Annotated in this window: 14 protein-coding genes; 9 read left to right on the plus strand and 5 right to left on the minus strand. The window is 70.4% G+C overall.

What is annotated here, in order from left to right; all coding sequences use genetic code 11:
- The first annotated feature begins 118 nt into the window (after positions 1-118).
- The 4 genes from OG747_RS11280 (at position 119) to ybaK (ending at position 4,226) form a co-directional block, all read left to right on the plus strand.
- Positions 119-1,696 carry an oxidoreductase gene (locus OG747_RS11280; RefSeq protein ID WP_405879171.1) on the plus strand — a complete coding sequence of 526 codons (1,578 nt, stop codon included), beginning with the start codon at positions 119-121 and terminating at the stop codon, positions 1,694-1,696.
- A gap of 186 nt (positions 1,697-1,882) precedes the next feature.
- Positions 1,883-2,902 (plus strand): hypothetical protein, encoded by a 1,020-nt coding sequence (locus tag OG747_RS11285; RefSeq protein ID WP_405879172.1) that lies wholly within the window; start codon positions 1,883-1,885, stop codon positions 2,900-2,902.
- Positions 2,903-2,913: 11 nt separating this feature from the next.
- Positions 2,914-3,654: an LON peptidase substrate-binding domain-containing protein gene (locus tag OG747_RS11290; RefSeq protein WP_405879173.1), complete on the plus strand. Its 741-nt coding sequence runs from the start codon at positions 2,914-2,916 to the stop codon at positions 3,652-3,654.
- Between the two features lie 71 nt (positions 3,655-3,725).
- Positions 3,726-4,226, plus strand: a complete 501-nt coding sequence (gene ybaK, locus OG747_RS11295) for a Cys-tRNA(Pro) deacylase (RefSeq protein ID WP_405879174.1) — start codon at positions 3,726-3,728, stop codon at positions 4,224-4,226.
- Between the two features lie 100 nt (positions 4,227-4,326).
- Here ybaK and OG747_RS11300 read toward each other — a convergent pair whose 3' ends face one another.
- The 4 genes from OG747_RS11300 to OG747_RS11315 form a co-directional block, all read right to left on the minus strand.
- Positions 4,327-4,986 (minus strand): AAA family ATPase, encoded by a 660-nt coding sequence (locus tag OG747_RS11300; protein WP_405879175.1) that lies wholly within the window; start codon positions 4,984-4,986, stop codon positions 4,327-4,329.
- A gap of 34 nt (positions 4,987-5,020) precedes the next feature.
- Positions 5,021-5,845, minus strand: a complete 825-nt coding sequence (locus OG747_RS11305) for an ABC transporter permease (RefSeq protein WP_405879176.1) — start codon at positions 5,843-5,845, stop codon at positions 5,021-5,023.
- Positions 5,846-6,013: 168 nt separating this feature from the next.
- Positions 6,014-6,985 carry an ABC transporter ATP-binding protein gene (locus tag OG747_RS11310; RefSeq protein ID WP_405885507.1) on the minus strand — a complete coding sequence of 324 codons (972 nt, stop codon included), beginning with the start codon at positions 6,983-6,985 and terminating at the stop codon, positions 6,014-6,016.
- Between the two features lie 260 nt (positions 6,986-7,245).
- Complete coding sequence (locus OG747_RS11315) at positions 7,246-8,466, minus strand: NYN domain-containing protein (RefSeq protein WP_405879177.1); 1,221 nt, start codon at positions 8,464-8,466, stop codon at positions 7,246-7,248.
- 229 nt (positions 8,467-8,695) lie between these two features.
- On the opposite strand from OG747_RS11315, the gene OG747_RS11320 reads away from it, so the two are divergent.
- On the plus strand, positions 8,696-8,872 hold the full coding sequence (locus OG747_RS11320) for a hypothetical protein (RefSeq protein ID WP_405879178.1): 177 nt from the start codon (positions 8,696-8,698) through the stop codon (positions 8,870-8,872).
- 139 nt (positions 8,873-9,011) lie between these two features.
- Here the strand turns inward: OG747_RS11320 and dnaE are convergent, their stop codons facing one another.
- Positions 9,012-12,551 (minus strand): DNA polymerase III subunit alpha, encoded by a 3,540-nt coding sequence (gene dnaE, locus OG747_RS11325; RefSeq protein WP_405879179.1) that lies wholly within the window; start codon positions 12,549-12,551, stop codon positions 9,012-9,014.
- 337 nt (positions 12,552-12,888) lie between these two features.
- Here dnaE and OG747_RS11330 point away from each other — a divergent pair, with 337 nt between their 5' ends.
- From OG747_RS11330 to OG747_RS11345, 4 genes are all read left to right on the plus strand, one after another.
- The gene (locus OG747_RS11330; RefSeq protein ID WP_405879180.1) at positions 12,889-14,232 is read left to right on the plus strand and encodes a DUF2252 domain-containing protein; all 1,344 of its coding nucleotides are present in this window, start codon (positions 12,889-12,891) and stop codon (positions 14,230-14,232) included.
- 92 nt (positions 14,233-14,324) lie between these two features.
- Entirely contained in the window at positions 14,325-15,011 is a 687-nt protein-coding gene (locus OG747_RS11335) for a hypothetical protein (protein WP_405879181.1), read from the plus strand.
- 108 nt (positions 15,012-15,119) lie between these two features.
- Positions 15,120-15,929, plus strand: coding sequence for a thioredoxin domain-containing protein (locus OG747_RS11340; protein WP_405879182.1), 810 nt, complete (start codon positions 15,120-15,122; stop codon positions 15,927-15,929).
- Between the two features lie 92 nt (positions 15,930-16,021).
- Positions 16,022-17,689 carry an alkaline phosphatase D family protein gene (locus OG747_RS11345; RefSeq protein WP_405879183.1) on the plus strand — a complete coding sequence of 556 codons (1,668 nt, stop codon included), beginning with the start codon at positions 16,022-16,024 and terminating at the stop codon, positions 17,687-17,689.
- Positions 17,690-17,699: the final 10 nt, after the last annotated feature.

The following is a 17,699-nucleotide window of genomic DNA, read 5'->3' on the forward strand; positions in this document are numbered from 1 at the left end:
ACAAGCCGCCCCGGGCTTCCCCTGGAGATCCCCGTCACCAGTAGCGTTCGGTCCGTCACACAGCGGGCATGAACGGTTGTACTAAACCCGCGAGTAGCTGGGGAGGAAGTGAAGAGCCGTGACGGACGGTGCCGGCATGCGCGGCGGGGATCTGCCGGAGGAGTTGACAGCCGCCGAGGCCGGGATGTGGCAGGCCTTCCGCAACGGCAGCGTGTACGACCTGCGCAGCGGGGACATGACCGTGGACGATCCGCACGGAGGGCACCCCTGGGGGCCCGAGCGCAGTGTCCGGGCGCGGATCGTGGCGTGGCTGCTGCTCGACGGGCCGCGCGCGCTCCAGGGCCGGGTGTCCTCCCTGAAGCTGACCGGCGTACAGATCACCGACATCCTCGACCTGGCGGGCGGCACGGTGGTGCCGTACGTCGAGCTGAAGGGCTGCCGGTTCGAGAAGGAGATCCTGCTCCCGGAGGCCCGCTTCACGACCGTACGCCTGGTGAACTGCTCGGTGCCGCGCCTGGAGGCGGCCCGGGTGCACACCGAGGGCGATCTGCATCTGCCGCGCTGCCGCTTCCACAACGGCGTGCGGCTGACGGACGCGCACATCGGTACGGACCTGATGCTCAACCAGGCCGTGGTCTACCGGGACCGGCGCGGCCGTTCGCTCACCGGCGACGGCATGACCGTGGGGCAGGATCTGCAGGCCGAGATGCTGGAGTCGCACGGCGAGCTGAGCCTGCGCGGCGCCACCGTCGGGGTCTCGCTCAGCCTGCGCGGCAGCAAGCTGAGCAATCCGTACACGCGGCTCGCCCTGAACGCCCCCCAGCTGACTGTCAACCGCACGCTGTACATGACCCCCGCGGGCCTCGGCAATCCGCTGCTGACCAGCGGCACCACCCCGGCGCACGGGACGCTGGTGCAGCGCTTCGAGTGCCGGGGCGGGATACGCCTCGACGACGGGCGGTTCGGGGACGCGGTCGACTTCGAGCGGGCCCGGTTCACCTTCGACGACGACCAGGAGCTGTCACTGCTTCGGGTGCAGACGCCCGAGCTGCGCTTCCTCGGGGAGCGCCCCGAGCGGGGCAAGGTGGTCCTGTCCGGCGCCCGGATCGTCAATCTCGTCGACCGGGCGGACAGCTGGCCGGGCCCGGGCAACCTCCACATGGGCGGCTTCAGCTACGAGAACCTCGTACCGCAGGGCGCGTTCCCGCTGACCCGGCGGCTGGAGTGGGTGGCTGCGGCGACCGCCGAGTACAGCCCGGAGCCGTACGAGCGGCTGGCCACCGTGCTGCGCGACTCCGGCGAGGACGAGGACGCGCGCGAGGTGCTGCTCGCCAAGCAGCGCCGCCGCCGCGAGACTCTGCCGCTCGCGGCCAAGCTGTGGGGGTACGCGCAGGACTGGACGGTCGCCTACGGGTACCGGCCCGGCCGGGCGGCCCTGTGGATGGCGGTGCTGTGGGCGGCGACCTCGGTGGCCTTCTCGCACGCGAGCCACACGCCGGCGGGCGGCGGGCATCCGCCGTGGAACGCCGCGCTGTTCGCGCTGGACCTGCTGCTGCCGGTGATCGACCTCGGCCAGGTGGGCGTCTGGCAGCTGCGCGGCGGCTGGCAGTGGCTGGCCGCGGTGGTGATCCTGCTGGGCTGGATCCTGGCGACGACGGTCGCGGCGGGCGCGACACGGCTGCTGCGCCGCAGCTGAGGACGGGTGCGCACCCGGTGCCGAGGACGGGTGTGCCCGCCGCTGTCGACAGGTGTTCAATAACAGAGCAACCCTCACTTTTTACTCACCCTTGACTGCCAAATGTACAACCAATCGACGGTTACGAAAGTGTCACCGCGCGCCCTCTGGTACAGCTCCCACCTGCGGTTTTCAATGGTCGACACCATGGCACTGCTGCGCGCCCTCATCCGTACGGCCCGGATGGCAAGGAACACTTCGCGCCTCGCCGCCGGTCTGCCCGCCGACGACGAGGTACTGCTGGACGCCCCGGACGAGCGGCTCGCCCCGGCCCTCGTCGCGGCGAGCCGCGGGGAGTACGACATCGCCGCCAAGCTGCTCGCCACCACCCGCGAGGCCGCCGAGTGGGAGAATCGCGACCGGTACGCGATGCGCCTCGCGGCCTTCGCGCGCTCCCGCGACGAGTGGCTCCAGACCTGGCAGAGCGAGTCCCCGCACGACCCTGACGCCCTGCTGGTCAAGGCCGAGCTCGCGGTGCGCCGCTGGTGGGAGTCGCCCGCCCGCGCCGAACTGCTGCGCGAGGTCGGTCCGCTGATCAGGGCCGCCGCCGAGGGCGACCCACGCGACCCGGTGCCCTGGCGGATCGCGCTCGACCACGCCCGGGGCACCAACGCCGGGCACACCGAGTTCGAGAGGCTGTGGGGCGAGGCCGTACGCCGCTCCCCGCACCACTACGGCTGCCACGTGGCCGCCCTGAAGTACCTCTCGGCCGCCTGGTACGGCTCGCACCGCGAGTGCTTCGACTTCGCCGAGCGGGCCGCCCAGGACGCGCTGCCCGGCTCGCTGGTGCAGGCGCTGCCGGTGCGCGCGGCCTTCGCCTATCTGACCGAGGGCGGCGGGGCCGTCGTCCTGCGCGAGCGGCTCGACGCGGCGGCCGACCTGGCGATCGCGGTCTCGGCGACGTACGCGGCCGCCGACCCGTGGCCCGCGGAGGTACGCAACCTCCTCACCTACGTCCTGATCAGGCTGGAGCGCTGGCAGGACGCCCTGGACCAGCTCCGTCTGATCGGCCCCTACGCGACCTCGTTCCCCTGGGACCGGGTCTCCGACGACCCGCTCGGCCAGTTCCTGGAGCTGCGCGACGGGGTCCGCCTGGAGGTCGCCTCGAACACCCCCCTCCATCCACGGAGTGAGCACGACGGACGTGCCCGCTCCGGCGACCATTAGGCTTTCGCGTCGTGACCACCGTGCGGCTCCCGCTCTTCCCCCTGAACTCGGTACTGTTCCCGGGGCTCGTGCTTCCTCTGAACATCTTCGAGGAGCGCTATCGCGCCCTGATGCGCGAGCTGCTGAAGACCCCCGAGAACGAACCGCGCCGGTTCGCCGTCGTCGCCATCCGCGACGGCCGCGAGGTCGCGCCCTCCGCACCCGGCATGCCGGACCAGACGGCGGCGGCGCAGCGCGGGCCCACGGCCGGTTTCGGCGACGACCCGCTCAAGGCCTTCAACGAGGTGGGCTGCATCGCGGACGCGGCCACCATACGGGAGCGCGCCGACGGCAGCTTCGAGGTACTGGCCACGGGCACGACACGCGTACGGCTCCTGTCGGTGGACGCGTCCGGCGCCTTCCTGACGGCCGAACTGGAGGAGCTCCCCGAGGAGCAGGGCGAGGAGGCGGGCGCGCTCGCCGAGGGGGTCCTGCGGGCCTTCCGCCAGTACCAGAAGCGCCTGGCGGGCGCCCGTGAACGCTCGCTGTCCACCGGCGCGGACCTCCCGGACGACCCGGCGGTGGTCTCCTACCTGGTGGCGGCCGCCGTGATGCTGGACGTCCCGGCGAAGCAGAAGCTGCTTCAGGCCCCCGACACGGCCGCCCGTCTCCGCGAGGAACTGAAACTCCTGCGCGCCGAGACCGCGATCATCCGTAATCTGCCGTCTCTGCCGGCATCGGACCTGACGCGCGGCCCGACAAGTCTCAACTGACGCAATTGACGCAATGGCGCAAGTGACACAAGTGACGTAACTGAACGTAATTGACGTGAGGCATCGACACCTTGGCGAAGAAGCCGAAGAAGCAGCAGCAGTCCGGAGGCACCCCGGCGACGGTGGCCCTGACGGCGGCGGGCGTCGCGTACACGGTCCACGCCTACGAACACGACCCCTCCCACCCCTCCTACGGCGAGGAGGCCGCCGAGGCGATGGGCGTCTCGCCGGACCGCGTCTTCAAAACCCTGGTCGCGGACGTGGACGGCGTCCTGGTGGTCGCCGTGGTGCCCGTCTCCGGTTCCCTGGACCTGAAGGCCCTGGCCACGGCGGTGGGCGGCAAGCGCGCCGCCATGGCCGACCCGGCCGCCGCCGAACGCACCACCGGCTACGTCCGCGGCGGCATCTCCCCTCTGGGCCAGCGCAAGAAGCTCCCCACGGTCCTGGACGCCTCGGCCGCCGCTCACCCGACGGTCTGCGTCTCGGCGGGCCGCCGCGGCCTTGAGGTGGAACTCGCCCCCGACGACTTGGTGAAACTCACGGAAGCGGTCTCGGCCCCCGTCGCCCGTTGAGCGACGGGGAGCCCGTCCGGCGTTTGAGGACGAGTGCCGTTCAGGCCGTTGCGGGGGTCTGGGACGGCGGGGCGAGGAAACCCGGCGACCCCGACCCCGCTCAACCCGCCGGAGGCACCGGCGGCTCCGGCGTCACGTACGGGCTCGCGTAAGGATCCGGATCCCGCGGGCCGAACAGCGCGGTCAGCCCGAGATGGACCACCAGCCCCGCCACGGACCACGCCAGCAGCGCCCCCTTCGCGCCCAGCTTCAACGGCGCGGAGAAGGTCACCCCCTTGCCCACGGCCTTGGCATGGGCGACCACGTTCTGCGGGGGCCCGAGCCAGATTCCGATCCGCCAGGCGAGCAGCGACCCGAGCACACCCCCCACCGCGAGCGCGACAACCAGCGGCACACCCCCATGCCGCCGCACCAGAAACACACCCACCGCACTGAGCACCCCGAACCCGAGCGCCAGCAGCGTAAACGTTCCGTCAACCCCGATGGCCTGCTCTCCCTCGGTGTCCTTCAGATACACCGCGCTGGCGTCCGCGATCAACGGCACATGCGGCGCCAGCCACGACCACAGCACCCCGAGCAGCACACCGGCAAGCGCCACCGCCACCGTGACGACGGCGGCATCCCGCACTTCGGTCTTCATCCCGGGCCCGTCCTGTTCGTACCCGACGGTCCCCGCGACCCCACCGGCGGGCGGAGCCTGCCAGGAGTGGTCCGAGGGCTGTTGATGCGGCGGCGGAGGCGGAGTCAGCGGTGCGGTCACACTGACATCGTGCCAGGCCCGGCTGTCAGCCGCGTCACCGGACGGCCGCTCGGCGGTACGCCCAGGTCGCCATGGCCAGCGAGGCCACCCCGACGCCCGCGCAGACGGCGAGGTCACCGAGGACGAAGGCCCAGTCCGGGTGCGCCCCGAAGGTCCGGGAGAACGCCTCGACGCCGTACGTGGAGGGCAGCAGATCACGGCCGTACTGCACCACCGTCGGCATCCGGTCCGCCGGCAGCACCCCGAGCAGCAGCGCCGCCGACATCCCCAACTGCCCGAGCAGCGTGGCGAGTTCGGGCCGCGGCGCGAGCAGCCCGAACGCCGCCCCGAGCCCGGCGAGCGCGGCACCCGCGAGCGGGATCACCGCGGCGAGCACCCACAGGTGGGCCATCGGCAGCCCGAAGAGCACACAGCCGAAGACGGCGGTGATCACGGTGCCGGGCACGGTGAAGGACGCGTACGCGCCCGCGGCGCCCAGCACGACGGCCGCCGGCGGCACCGGCAGCGTCGCGTAGTGGTCGAGCCCGCCGCTGGCCCGCAGCTGTCCGAAGTACTGCGCGAGGAGGTTGAGCCCGACGAAGGCGACCACCAGGACCGACGCCCCGGCCACGATGGACCGTGCCTCGCCCCCGCCGTCCACCACGCCGCGCATCATGATCATGATCCCGACGGACTGGAAGGTGGCCACGAACAGCAGCGGGATCCGCGCCACGCGCGCCCTGGAGAGCTGCGCCCGGTACACGGCGGCGAGCGAGGGTGCGAACCGCGCCCGCGGCCCGAGTTCCACCGCGTCGCCGATCTCCTCGGCCACGGACAGCGCACTGCCGCTCGGCAGCGCCTCAGTGGGTACGACACTCACGTCGAGCGCTCCTCTTCACTCCGGCAGCCGTCCTGTCCCTGCGTCCGACGCCGATTCCCACTCCGATTCCCACGCCGAATTCCACGCCGAATTCCACGCCGCTTTCCACACCCACGACGCCTCTCACCGTCCGTACGGACTCCCCTACGGATTCCAGGCCGCTCACGCTCACGCCTTCACCAGCCCCTGCGCATTGCCCCCGAGCGCCAGATACACGTCCTCCAGGCTCGGCGTGGCCAGCGTGAAGTCGTCGAGCGCGGCGAAGGCGGCGCCGCCGGTGACCGTGGCGACGGCCGCACGGGCCTCCTCCGGGGCGAGCCGCAGGGTCCAGCGACGCCCCGACTCGATGGCGCGGGCGCGCAGCGCGGCGACCTCGGGCACCTCCAGCGGGGCGCTCTCGCGCCAGACGAGTTCGACCCGCACCTCGCCCGCGACCTGTTCCTTCAGGCCGCCCGGGGTGTCGCAGGCGATGACGCGGCCCCGGTCGAGGACGGCGACCCGGTCGAGGACGGTCTCGGCCTCGATGACGTTGTGGGTGACCAGCAGCACGGTCGTGCCGTGCTCGGCCCGGCGCCGGTCGACGGCGGCCCAGACGGCGCGCCGTGCGACGGGGTCCATACCGGTGGTCGGCTCGTCGAGGACGAGCAGCGGCCGCTGTCCGACCAGCGCCGCGGCGAAGCAGGCCAGCCGCCGCTGCCCGCCGGAGAGCTTCTTCAGGGGGCGGGAGGCGAGCGGCGTGAGGCCCAGCTCGTCCAGGACGGCGTCCCGCTCGGCCCGCGCCGCACGAACTTCGAGGCCGCGCAGCCGCCCGGTCGTCTCCGCCGCGAGCGACACCGTCAGCTCGTCGAGGGCGGTGGACTCCTGCCCCAGGTAGGCGAGGAGCCGCGCCGCGCGCTCGGGGTGGCGCACGATGTCGTGCCCGAGCATCTCGACACTGCCGCTGTCGGGGCGCATGAGCCCGGTCAGCTGCCGTACGAGGGTCGACTTGCCGGCGCCGTTCGGCCCGAGCAGTCCGAAGATCTCACCGCGCCGGATGTCCAGCCGTACCCCGTCGGTGGCCCGCACCTCGGGCGTGCCGGGGGCGCCCCGGCGTCCGCGTACAGCCGGATAGGTCTTGGTCAGTGCGCGCACCGAGCACACGACATCGCCCTTGTGCCCGTTCCGGACTGCCTGTGCCGTGCGCATACTCACGATGAACGAGCCTACGGGGTCCGATGCCCCGTTATGCGCCCGGGGCCCCGGCCTCAGCCCGATCACGAGCCGCGCCGACCCCCGCCCGGAGCCCCGTCCCGTAAGGGGCGCGGGCTGGGACATGGTGCGGCTCCGCCGCGTGGGCGCGCCCAGCCCCCACCCGCCCGCGGCCAGGAAACACACCGGGGTTGTGCGACCTCAGCCCCGGTTCACTCCCCGGCAGGGGCATGCTCCGCCGCCGTACGCACGTCGACCTCGCGCCAGAAGCCCGCCCGGATCGCATACCGGTCGTGCTCGTCGATCTGGTCGTCCTTGTGCGCGAGCAGCCCGAAGCGCGCGGCATAGCGCAGCAGTTCCCCGTCCACGCGGTGCGGAATGCGCGGGTACATCGTGGACAGCTTCTGCAGATGGCTCTGGTCGGTCAGGCGCTCCATCCAGCGGCGCGCGAAGACCTGTCCCACCTCGTACGGATCACCGCCGACCGTGGTGATGTCCTCCTCGCGGTCGGCCCACCGCTGCTCGGCGGAGGTGAGCTGGGCGAGGGTGGGCAGCGCGGCGGCGTCCGCGGACTCCGTGGCGCCCCCGGGCCGCTCGATCCACCCCTTGTCGGACGACCAGCGCAGCGTCGCGCTCGCGGGGTGCTGGGCGGCGGTCTGGATACCGGGCGCGCGCAGTGCGGCCAGGTCCTTCGGCGTCGGTACGCCCTTGGCGGCGGGCACCCGCTCCTCGGCGCCGCCCCGCGACTCGGCCGCGGGGCCGTGCTCCGCGGCCTCGTCGGGCCGCTCGGCCGTACCTGCGAGCGTCGATTCGGGCAGCGGGGCGGAGAGGATCGCGGCGATCTCGGGGCGCGGCACGGGCTGCGGCGCGCAGATCCCGCCGAGTTCCTTGGCGCGTACGGCCTTGGTGATCCAGGCCCGGTCCAGCACCCGGCGCTCGTCGGCCTCGGCGACCAGGTCCTCGGACTGGTTGTAGTCCCCGTCCGCGGCCTGCACGGCCCACAGGTGTACGGCGACGCCGTGCTCCTTGGCCGCCATCATGCCCGGCAGCAGGTCCCCGTCGCCGGTCACCAGGACGACGTCGGAGCAGGCGCGGTTGCGGGCCAGCTCGGTCAGCTCGGCGTGCATGGCGGCGTCGACGCCCTTCTGCGCCCACCGCCCGTCGCTGCGGGTCAGGGCGCCCAGGCGCACCGTCACCCGTGGCATCACGCGCAGCCTGCGGTGTTCAGGCTGCGGTACGCGGTCGGGGGCGCCGTCGAACCAGTAGATGCGCAGCAGGGGCCGCTCCGTGTCGGACTCGGCGCGCTCGCGCAGGCCCTGGATGAGGGCGGCGTGGTCGACGGTGATCCGAGATCGCGAAGGCTCCCCGGCGAGGAGACTGGCGGCAGCCCCGAGCAGATACCCGGCGTCCACCAGGACGATGCAGCGGTCCACGCGGTCCACCCTCTTTCCGGTTTCCGGGAGGTTTGCTTCGGGCTTCCCTCGAGTCTGCCCGACCGCGCGGAGGTTAACGGCCCGAACTCGATCTTCGGCGTGGCGTATCGGGAGATAACTCCCCGACAGGGCTTATTACGCACGGTAATTCTCTGAAATGCACTGCTTGTCAGGCTATGTGAATCTGGTTCCGGCCCTGGCCCCTAGAGCCCCACAGGAGGCAATCACCATGGCCAAGAACAAGAACCGCAAGCAGGGCGGCCAGCAGGACCGCTCCTCGCAGGCCGAACGTGCGCAGGAGCAGGCGCAGCGGTCCTCGACGGAGGCGCACTCGCCGATGTCGCAGGCCCAGGGCAGCCCCGCGGATGTTGCCCGTAAGCACCAGAAGCGCTTCGGCCACAACTGAGACCCGGCTCAGGGCCGTTGAAGCCCAGGGACACACCGAGGGGCGCATCCGACGGCGGATGCGCCCCTCGCGTACATCTTCTACTTCTGTCGGCCACTCCTGCCGGCCCGCTGCTTCTGTCAGCCGGCCGGTCCGTGCGTCAGCCCGCCAGGCAGGACGGGCCGAGCAGCACCTTCAGGTCACCGAACAGCGCCGGATCCGGCTTCACTCGGTGCCGGTCGAGCCGGAGCACCGTGGTCTTGCGGGGGCCCTGGAGCTTGATGCGCACCTCGCTGTCGCCCTTGTGGTGGCCGAGGATCTCGCCGAGGCGGCTGACCATGGGCGGGGTGACCTTGAGCGCCGGAATCGTGAGGATCACGGGTGCGTTGGTGCCCGCGTTCGACAGGTCCGGGACCTGGAGCTCCATCGCGACCAGCCGCGGCACGTCCTCGCGCTTGTCGAGGCGTCCCTTGACGAAGACGACGGCGTCCTCGACGAGTTGGGTCGACACCAGCTGGTACGTCGCCGGGAAGAACATGCACTCGATGGAGCCCGCGAGGTCCTCCACCGTGGCGATGGCCCAGGCATTGCCCTGCTTGGTCATCTTGCGCTGGAGGCCCGAGATGATGCCGCCGATGGTGACGACCGCGCCGTCCGCGTGCTCACCTCCGGTGAGCTGGGCGATGCCCGCGTCGGCCTTGTCGGACAGGACGTGTTCCAGGCCGAAGAGCGGGTGGTCGGAGACGTACAGGCCGAGCATCTCCCGCTCCTGGGCGAGCAGATAGGCCTTGTCCCACTCGTCGGTGGTGAACTCGACGTCGAGTCCGAAACCGGGCTCGCTGGTCTCCTCCTCGCCCATCCCGCCGAAGAGGTCGAACTGGCCCTCGGCCTCCTTGCGCTTGACCGCCACCACGTTGTCGATCATCGGCTCGAACTGCGCGGTGAGGCCCTTACGGGTGTGCCCCATCGTGTCGAACGCGCCCGCCTTGATCAGCGACTCCGTGGTGCGCTTGTTGCAGGCGACCGCCTCGACCTTGTCGAGGTAGTCCGGGAAGGAGCCGTACTTCCCCTTGGCTTTGCGGCTGCGGATGATCGACTCGACCACGTTCGTACCGACGTTACGGACGGCTTCAAGGCCGAAGAGGATGACGTCGTCACCCTGGGCGGCGAAGTTGTGCACCGACTCGTTGACGTTGGGCGGCAGTACCTTGATGCCCATGCGCCGGCACTCGTTCAGATAGATCGCGGACTTGTCCTTGTCGTCCTTGACCGAGGTGAGCAGGCCCGCCATGTACTCGGCGGGGTAGTTCGCCTTCAGGTAGGCGGTCCAGTACGAGACCAGGCCGTACGCGGCCGAGTGGGCCTTGTTGAAGGCGTAGCCGGCGAAGGGGACCAGGACGTCCCACAGGGCCTGGATCGCCTCGTCGCTGTAGCCGTTCTTCTGGGCGCCGGCCTGGAAGATGGTGAAGTTCTTCGCGAGCTCGTCGGGCTTCTTCTTGCCCATCACGCGGCGCAGGATGTCGGCCTCGCCGAGCGAGTACCCGGCGATGATCTGGGCGGCCTTCTGCACCTGCTCCTGGTACACGATCAGGCCGTAGGTGACCGCCAGGACCTCCTGGAGGGGCTCCTCCAGCTCCTTGTGGATCGGAGTGATCTCCTGCAGCTTGTTCTTGCGGAGCGCGTAGTTCGTGTGCGAGTCCATGCCCATGGGGCCGGGACGGTAGAGCGCCGAGACGGCGGAGATGTCTTCGAAGTTGTCGGGCTTCATCAGGCGCAGCAGCGAGCGCATGGGGCCGCCGTCGAACTGGAAGACGCCGAGGGTCTCACCGCGCTGGAGCAGCTCGAAGGTCGTCGGATCGTCGAGCGGGAGGGCCAGCAGGTCGAGGTCGATACCCTTGTTGGACTTCACCATCTTGACGGCGTCGTCCATGATCGTCAGGTTGCGCAGGCCGAGGAAGTCCATCTTCAGCAGGCCGAGCGACTCGCACTGCGGGTAGTCCCACTGCGTGATCGTCACGCCGTCCGTGTGCCGCACCCAGACCGGGGCGTGGTCGACGATGGGCTCGCTGGACATGATGACGCCGGCGGCGTGCACGCCCATCTGCCGGACCAGGCCTTCGACGCCCTTGGCGGTGTCGATGACCTTCTTCACATCCGGCTCGTTCTCGTACATCGCCCGGATCTCGCCGGCCTCGCTGTAGCGCGGGTGCGAGGAGTCGGTGATGCCGCTGAGGTCGATGCCCTTGCCGAGGACGTCGGCGGGCATGGCCTTGGTGAGGCGGTCGCCCATCGCGTACGGGTAGCCCAGCACGCGCGCGGAGTCCTTGATGGCGTTCTTCGCCTTGATCTTTCCGTAGGTGCCGATCATGGCGACCTTGTCGGCGCCGTATTTCTCGGTCACGTACCTGATCACTTCGACGCGCCTGCGCTCGTCGAAGTCGATGTCGACGTCGGGCATGGAGACGCGCTCGGGGTTCAGGAACCGCTCGAAGATCAGACCGTGCGGGATCGGGTCGAGGTCGGTGATGCCCATGGCGTACGCGACGATCGAACCGGCCGCCGAACCACGGCCCGGGCCCACCGCGATGCCCTGCTTCTTGGCCCACATGATGAAGTCGGCGACGACGAGGAAGTACCCCGGGAACCCCATCTGGATGATGACGTCCATCTCGTACTCGACCTGCTTCTGGCGGTCCTCGGGGACGCCGCCGGGGAAGCGGCGCTCCATGCCGAGCCGGACTTCCTCCTTGAACCAGGTGACCTCGGTGAAGCCGTCCGGGATGTCGAACTTCGGCATGAGGTTCTTCGCCTCGAACATGCCGGAGGTGTCGATCTGCTCGGCCACCAGGAGGGTGTTGGCGCAGCCCTGCTGCCAGGCGTCCGAGGAGTCGACGGCGTACATCTCGTCCGTGGACTTCAGGTAGTAACCGGTGCCGTCGAAGCGGAAGCGGTCCGGGTCGGAGAGGTTCTTGCCGGTCTGGATGCACAGCAGGGCGTCGTGGGCGGTCGCCTCGTGCGCGTACGTGTAGTGCGAGTCGTTCGTCACCAGGGGCGGGATGCCGAGCTTCTTGCCGATGTCCAGGAGTCCGTCGCGGACCCGGCGCTCGATCTCGATGCCGTGGTCCATCAGCTCCAGGAAGTAGCGGTCCTTGCCGAAGATGTCCTGGTACTCGGAGGCCGCCTTCAGGGCCTCGTCGTACTGGCCGAGGCGAAGGCGGGTCTGGAGCTCTCCGGAGGGGCAGCCGGTGGAGGCGATGAGCCCCTCGGACCACTGGGAGATGGTCTCCTTGTCCATGCGGGGCCACTTCTGCAGCCAGCCCTCGGCGTACGCGTCCGAGGAGAGCCGGAAGAGGTTGTGCAGACCCGTCCTGTTGGCCGCCCAGATCGTCTTGTGCGTGTAACCACCCGAACCGGACACGTCGTCGCGCTTCTGGTGGGGCTGGCCCCACTGGATCTTGCGCTTGTTGCGCCGGGACTCCGGGGCGACGTACGCCTCGATGCCGATGATCGGCGTGACGCCCGCCTTCTTCGCCGTGTGGAAGAAGTCGTACGCCCCGTGGAGGTTGCCGTGGTCGCTCATCGCGATGTGCGTCATGCCCATCTCATTGCAGGCATTGAACATGTCCTTGAGCCGCGCGGCACCGTCCAGCAGCGAGTACTGGGTGTGGACGTGCAGGTGCGTGAACGGCGGCTTTGACACGGCTTCGGCCTCCAGGAAGAACAATCGTCGACAGACTGCGGACAGTCTGGGGGGACAGCGTCGAAGTCTATGACGCGGGACTGACACTTGAGACGGACACCGCGGCGCGAAGCGCCTCGATGAGGGGTGGTGGTCGGGTGACGGGCGGGCGGATCACCCGTACCTTCATGCGGGGCACGGGTGCGCGCGCGTACCTTCGTCCCGGGCACGCGGGCACTCCCGCGCACCTTCGTCCGTTGGGAGAGGACGGAAGAATCCGTGGACGGAAACAATCGTCCTGGCGGACGGCACGTCCTTCCCCATGTCACGCACCACCTGCACCAGGAGGCACCCAGCGATGTCGGTCCCGCAGCTCAGCGCCGAGCAACGCGGCGAGCAGATCCTCGCCGTCTTCGACACCGCCTTCGGCGAGCTCCTGGCCGCCGACCCGGCCGCGTTCCGCGTCAAGTTCCGCAAGATGGCGGCCTCCGCCTTCGCGTTCTACCGGGGCACGGCGGCGCTCTTCTACCACGACCTCACCGCGGACATCGGGTTCGGCTCGAAGCGGGGCGGCCCGTACCTGGACGAGCGCACCTCCCGGGTCTGGATCCACGGCGACCTGCACGCGGAGAACTTCGGCACGTACATGGACGCCCAGGGCCGCCTGATCTTCAACGTGAACGACTTCGACGAGGCGTACGTCGGCCCCTTCACCTGGGACCTCAAGCGCTTCGCCGCCTCCGTGGCGCTCATCGGGTACGCGAAGGCGCTCAGCGACGACCAGATCACCGAGCTCGTGCAGGTGTACGCGGCCGCGTACCGCGAGCGCGTACACGCCCTGGCCACCGGCGCCAAGAGCGACGAGGTGCCGCCCTTCACGCTGGACACCGCCGAGGGCCCGCTCCTGGACGCGCTGCGCGACGCCCGCTCGCTGACCCGCTTCGGGCTGCTCGACTCGATGACCGAGATCCGCGACTTCGAGCGCCGCTTCGCGCCCGGCGGCGGCTCCATCGAGCTGGACGCGGCCACCCGCTACAAGGTCCTCGCCGCCTTCGACGGCTACCTGGAGACGCTCCCGGAGTCCTCCCTGGCCCGCCCGGACTCGTACCGCGTGAAGGACGTCGTCGGGCGCCGCGGCATCGGCATCGGCTCGGCCGGTCTGCCCTCGTACAACATCCTTCTGGAGGGCAACAGCGACGCCCTGGAGAACGATGTCGTGATCTACATCAAGCAGGCCCAGACCCCGGCCGTCTCCCGGCACATCACGGACTCCTCGATCCGCGAGTACTTCCAGCACGAGGGCCACCGCACGGTGATCTCCCAGCGCGCCCTGCAGGCGCACGCCGACCCGTGGCTGGGCTGGACCGAGCTGGACGGCGCGGGCCAGCTCGTCGCCGAGGTCTCGCCGTACGCGGTGGACCTTGACTGGGGCGACATCGACGACCTGGAGGAGATCGCCTCGGTCGTCGCCGACCTCGGCCGGGCCACGGCCACCATGCACGCGGCGGCCGACGACGAGAGCGGCCACTCGGAGCTGGTCCCGTTCTCCACCGAGCGGGCCATCGACGCGGCGATCGCCGCCGACGAGGACGGCTTCGCGGGCCTCCTGGTGGACTTCGCGCACGGCTACGGCGCACGCGCGCGTGCCGATCACCAGATCTTCGTCGACCTGTTCCGCAACGGCCGGATTCCGGGCCTGTAGGCACCCCTGACGACGGACTCACAACGCTCCCGTAACGCATAGGAATCCTTTAGGGGGCCCTTACGGGAGCCCGTGGGACACTCGGCTCCGCTATGGACATATCCGGGACCCAGCTCAGAGCCGTGCGCGCGGCACTGTTCACGGCTGTCGTCGTGACGCTCTCCACCGCGTCGCACGTGCTGCTGTCCCGGGTCGCGCTGCCGCTGGGCACCGTGGCGGCGATCGCCGCCGCGGTCTTCGTCATCGCGTACGCGCTGGCGGGCCGCGAGCGGGGCTTCGGCCGGATCGCGGCCCTGCTGATCCCGCTGGAGCTGGCCTCCGACACCGTGTTCACCACGGGCCAGCACGTCTGTTACGGCAGGGCGGGCGGCCCTGTCGCGGGTCCGCTGCGCTCGGTCGGCCTCGACGTGCTGTGCGGCGGCGGCAGCGTGGGCACCCCGCTGGCCCGCGTGACGGGCGGTAGCCCCGACCGCGCCGCGGCCCTGCTAGCGCACGCCGACCCGGCCGCCGCCTGGCTGCTGCTCGCCGCGCACATCACCGTCGGGCTCCTCGCGGCCGCCTGGCTGCGCCGCGGCGAGCGGGCCCTGGACCAGTTGCTGCGCGCGGTGGCCGCGGCCACCTTCCGGCCCCTGCTGATCGCGGTCGCCGCGGTGACCGTACGGCTCACCCCGGTACGCCGGCTCCCGTGCCCCGCGCGCCGGAGCGCGGGCGCCCGTACCCACCTGTTCGTGCACTCCCTGGGACGTCGCGGACCGCCTCGCCCGGCCGCTTTCGCCTGAGCAACCTTTCCTGAGCAAGCGCTCCTGAGCGACAGCCCCTGAGCACCAGCAGTCCCCCATACGTATCCCGCGTACGACCTGTGCGCGTCCCCCATGGAGATCACCAACATGAGCAAGCGGAACAGCCTGGCGGCGAAGTCGGCGGCGCGTGAGAAGCTGCGCCTCGAACGCGAGCGCCAGGCCAAGCGCGACAAGATCAAGCGGCAGGTCATCGTGGCCTGCTCCATCGTCGGCGTCCTCGCGATAGCCGGCGGCGTCGGCTACGCGGTTGTGCAGAACAACAAGCCGAGCTACTGGGCGGGCCTGAAGGACGCCAAGGTCGTCGCCCCGGCCAACACCACGGGCGCCAAGGGCACCACCGTCGTCATCGGCAAGAGCACCGCCAAGAAGACCCTCAAGGTGTATGAGGACCCGCGCTGCCCGGTCTGCGCCCAGTTCGAGCAGACCGTCGGCTCGACCGTGAAGAAGGACATCGACGACGGCAAGTTCAAGTTCCAGTACGTCGGCGCCACGTTCATCGACAACAAGGACAACGGCCAGGGCTCCAAGAACGCGCTGAGCGCCCTGGGCGCCGCGCTGAACGTCAGCCCCGAGGCGTTCCTCGAGTACAAGACCGCGCTGTACTCGACGCAGTGGCACCCGGACGAGACGACCGACAAGTTCAAGGACGACGCCTACCTCCTCAAGGTCGCCGACACCGTTCCCGCGCTGAAGGGCAACACCGCGTTCCAGAACGCGGTCAAGAAGGGCACCTACGACGCCTGGGCGATGGCCATGTCGAAGACCTTCGACGACAACAAGGACGGCGTGACCGGCACCCCGGGCTTCGTCATGGACGGCAAGCAGCTCAACGGGGGCACCCCGCTCCTGACGGTGGCCGACTTCGACAAGGTGGTGGACGCGGCTCTCAAGGGCTGACGCCAACGGGGAATCCGGCCTCCGCATGAAGAGCGGGCGAACTTTCGAGGTTCGCCCGCTCTCGCGCATACTGATCAGTAACCTGATCGGTCGTGACCAGTCGATACAGATCATCCGAGGCATCCCAGGGCCTCAACTCTCCCTCGCCCCGCCGCCGTACGGTCGTCAAGGCCGCGGCCGCCACCGCCGTCCTCGCCGCCCCGCTCGCGGCCGCCCTGCCGGCCCGCGCCGCCGAGGCGCCCGCCTTCCTGCACGGTGTCGCCTCCGGTGACCCGCTCCCGAACGGCATCCTGCTGTGGACCCGGGTGACGCCCACCTCCGAGGCGATACCCGGCTCCGGGCTCGGCCCGGACACCGAGGTCAGCTGGACCGTCGCCAAGGACAAGGCGTTCACCACGGTCGTCGCCAAGGGCTCCCTCACCGCGACGGCCGCCTCCGACCACACCGTGAAGGCGGACATCCGCGGCCTGGAACCGGCCACCGACTACTGGTTCCGCTTCTCCGCGGGCGGCACCGACTCGCCCGTCGCCCGCACCCGCACCGCCCCGGCCGCCGACGCCGCCGTGAGGGGTCTGCGCTTCGGCGTGGTCACCTGCGCCAACTGGGAGGCGGGCTACTTCGCCCCGTACCGTCACCTGGCCGCGCGCGGCGACCTGGACGCCTGGCTGCACCTGGGCGACTACATCTACGAGTACAAGAGCGGCGAGTACGCGGCGCGCGGCACGGTCGTCCGGCCGCACTCCCCCGCGAACGAGATCATCACCCTCGCCGACTACCGCACCCGGCACGGCCGTTACAAGACCGACCCGGACCTCCAGGCCCTGCACCACAAGGCACCGGTCGTGGCGATCTGGGACGACCACGAGTTCGCCGACAACGCCTGGTCGGGCGGCGCGGTCAACCACACCGAGGGCGCCGAGGGCACCTGGACGGCACGTCAGGCCGCCGCGAAACAGGCCTACTTCGAGTGGATGCCGGTGCGCCCCGCGATCGAGGGCACCACCTACCGGCGACTGCGCTTCGGCAAGCTCGCCGATCTCTCCCTGCTCGACCTGCGCTCCTTCCGCTCCCAGCAGGCGGCCACGGGCAGCGGCACGGTCGACGACCCGGACCGTACGATCACGGGCCGGGCCCAGCTCGACTGGCTGAAGGCCGGGCTGAAGGCCTCCGACACCACCTGGCGGCTGGTCGGCAACTCGGTGATGATCGCGCCCTTCGCGATCGGCTCGCTCTCCGCCGACCTGCTGAAGCCGCTCGCCAAACTGCTCGGCCTGCCCCAGGAGGGCATCGCCCTCAACACCGACCAGTGGGACGGCTACACGGACGACCGCCGCGAACTGCTGGCACACCTGCGCTCCAACGCCATCGGCAACACCGTCTTCCTGACCGGCGACATCCACATGTCGTGGGCCAACGACGTGCCCGTGGACGCCGGCACCTACCCGCTGTCCGCGTCCGCCGCCACGGAGTTCGTCATCACCTCGGTGACCTCCGACAACCTCGACGACATCGTCAAGGTCCCCGAGGGCACCGTGTCGGCGATCGCCTCGCCGGTGATCCGCGCCGCGAACCGGCATGTCCACTGGGTCGACACCGACCGCCACGGCTATGGCGTCCTGGACATCACCGCGGACCGGGCGCAGATGGACTACTACGTGATCTCGGACCGCACGAGCCCGAACGCCACGTCGTCCTGGGCCCGTTCGTACCGCACGCCCAGCGGCACGCAGAAGGTGGAGCGGACGTACGACCCGGTGTGACCCCGTAGCG

This window comes from Streptomyces sp. NBC_01384 (genome assembly GCF_045040035.1).
GTDB lineage: Bacteria > Actinomycetota > Actinomycetes > Streptomycetales > Streptomycetaceae > Streptomyces.

What these genes read in the sequence shown, in the direction of transcription:
- OG747_RS11285 (WP_405879172.1), top strand. Translation starts at nt 1,883, where the DNA reads ATGGCACTGCTGCGCGCCCTCATCCGTACGGCCCGGATGGCAAGGAAC.
- OG747_RS11320 (WP_405879178.1), top strand. Translation starts at nt 8,696, where the DNA reads ATGGCCAAGAACAAGAACCGCAAGCAGGGCGGCCAGCAGGACCGCTCC.
- OG747_RS11330 (WP_405879180.1), top strand. Translation starts at nt 12,889, where the DNA reads ATGTCGGTCCCGCAGCTCAGCGCCGAGCAACGCGGCGAGCAGATCCTC.
- OG747_RS11335 (WP_405879181.1), top strand. Translation starts at nt 14,325, where the DNA reads ATGGACATATCCGGGACCCAGCTCAGAGCCGTGCGCGCGGCACTGTTC.
- OG747_RS11340 (WP_405879182.1), top strand. Translation starts at nt 15,120, where the DNA reads ATGAGCAAGCGGAACAGCCTGGCGGCGAAGTCGGCGGCGCGTGAGAAG.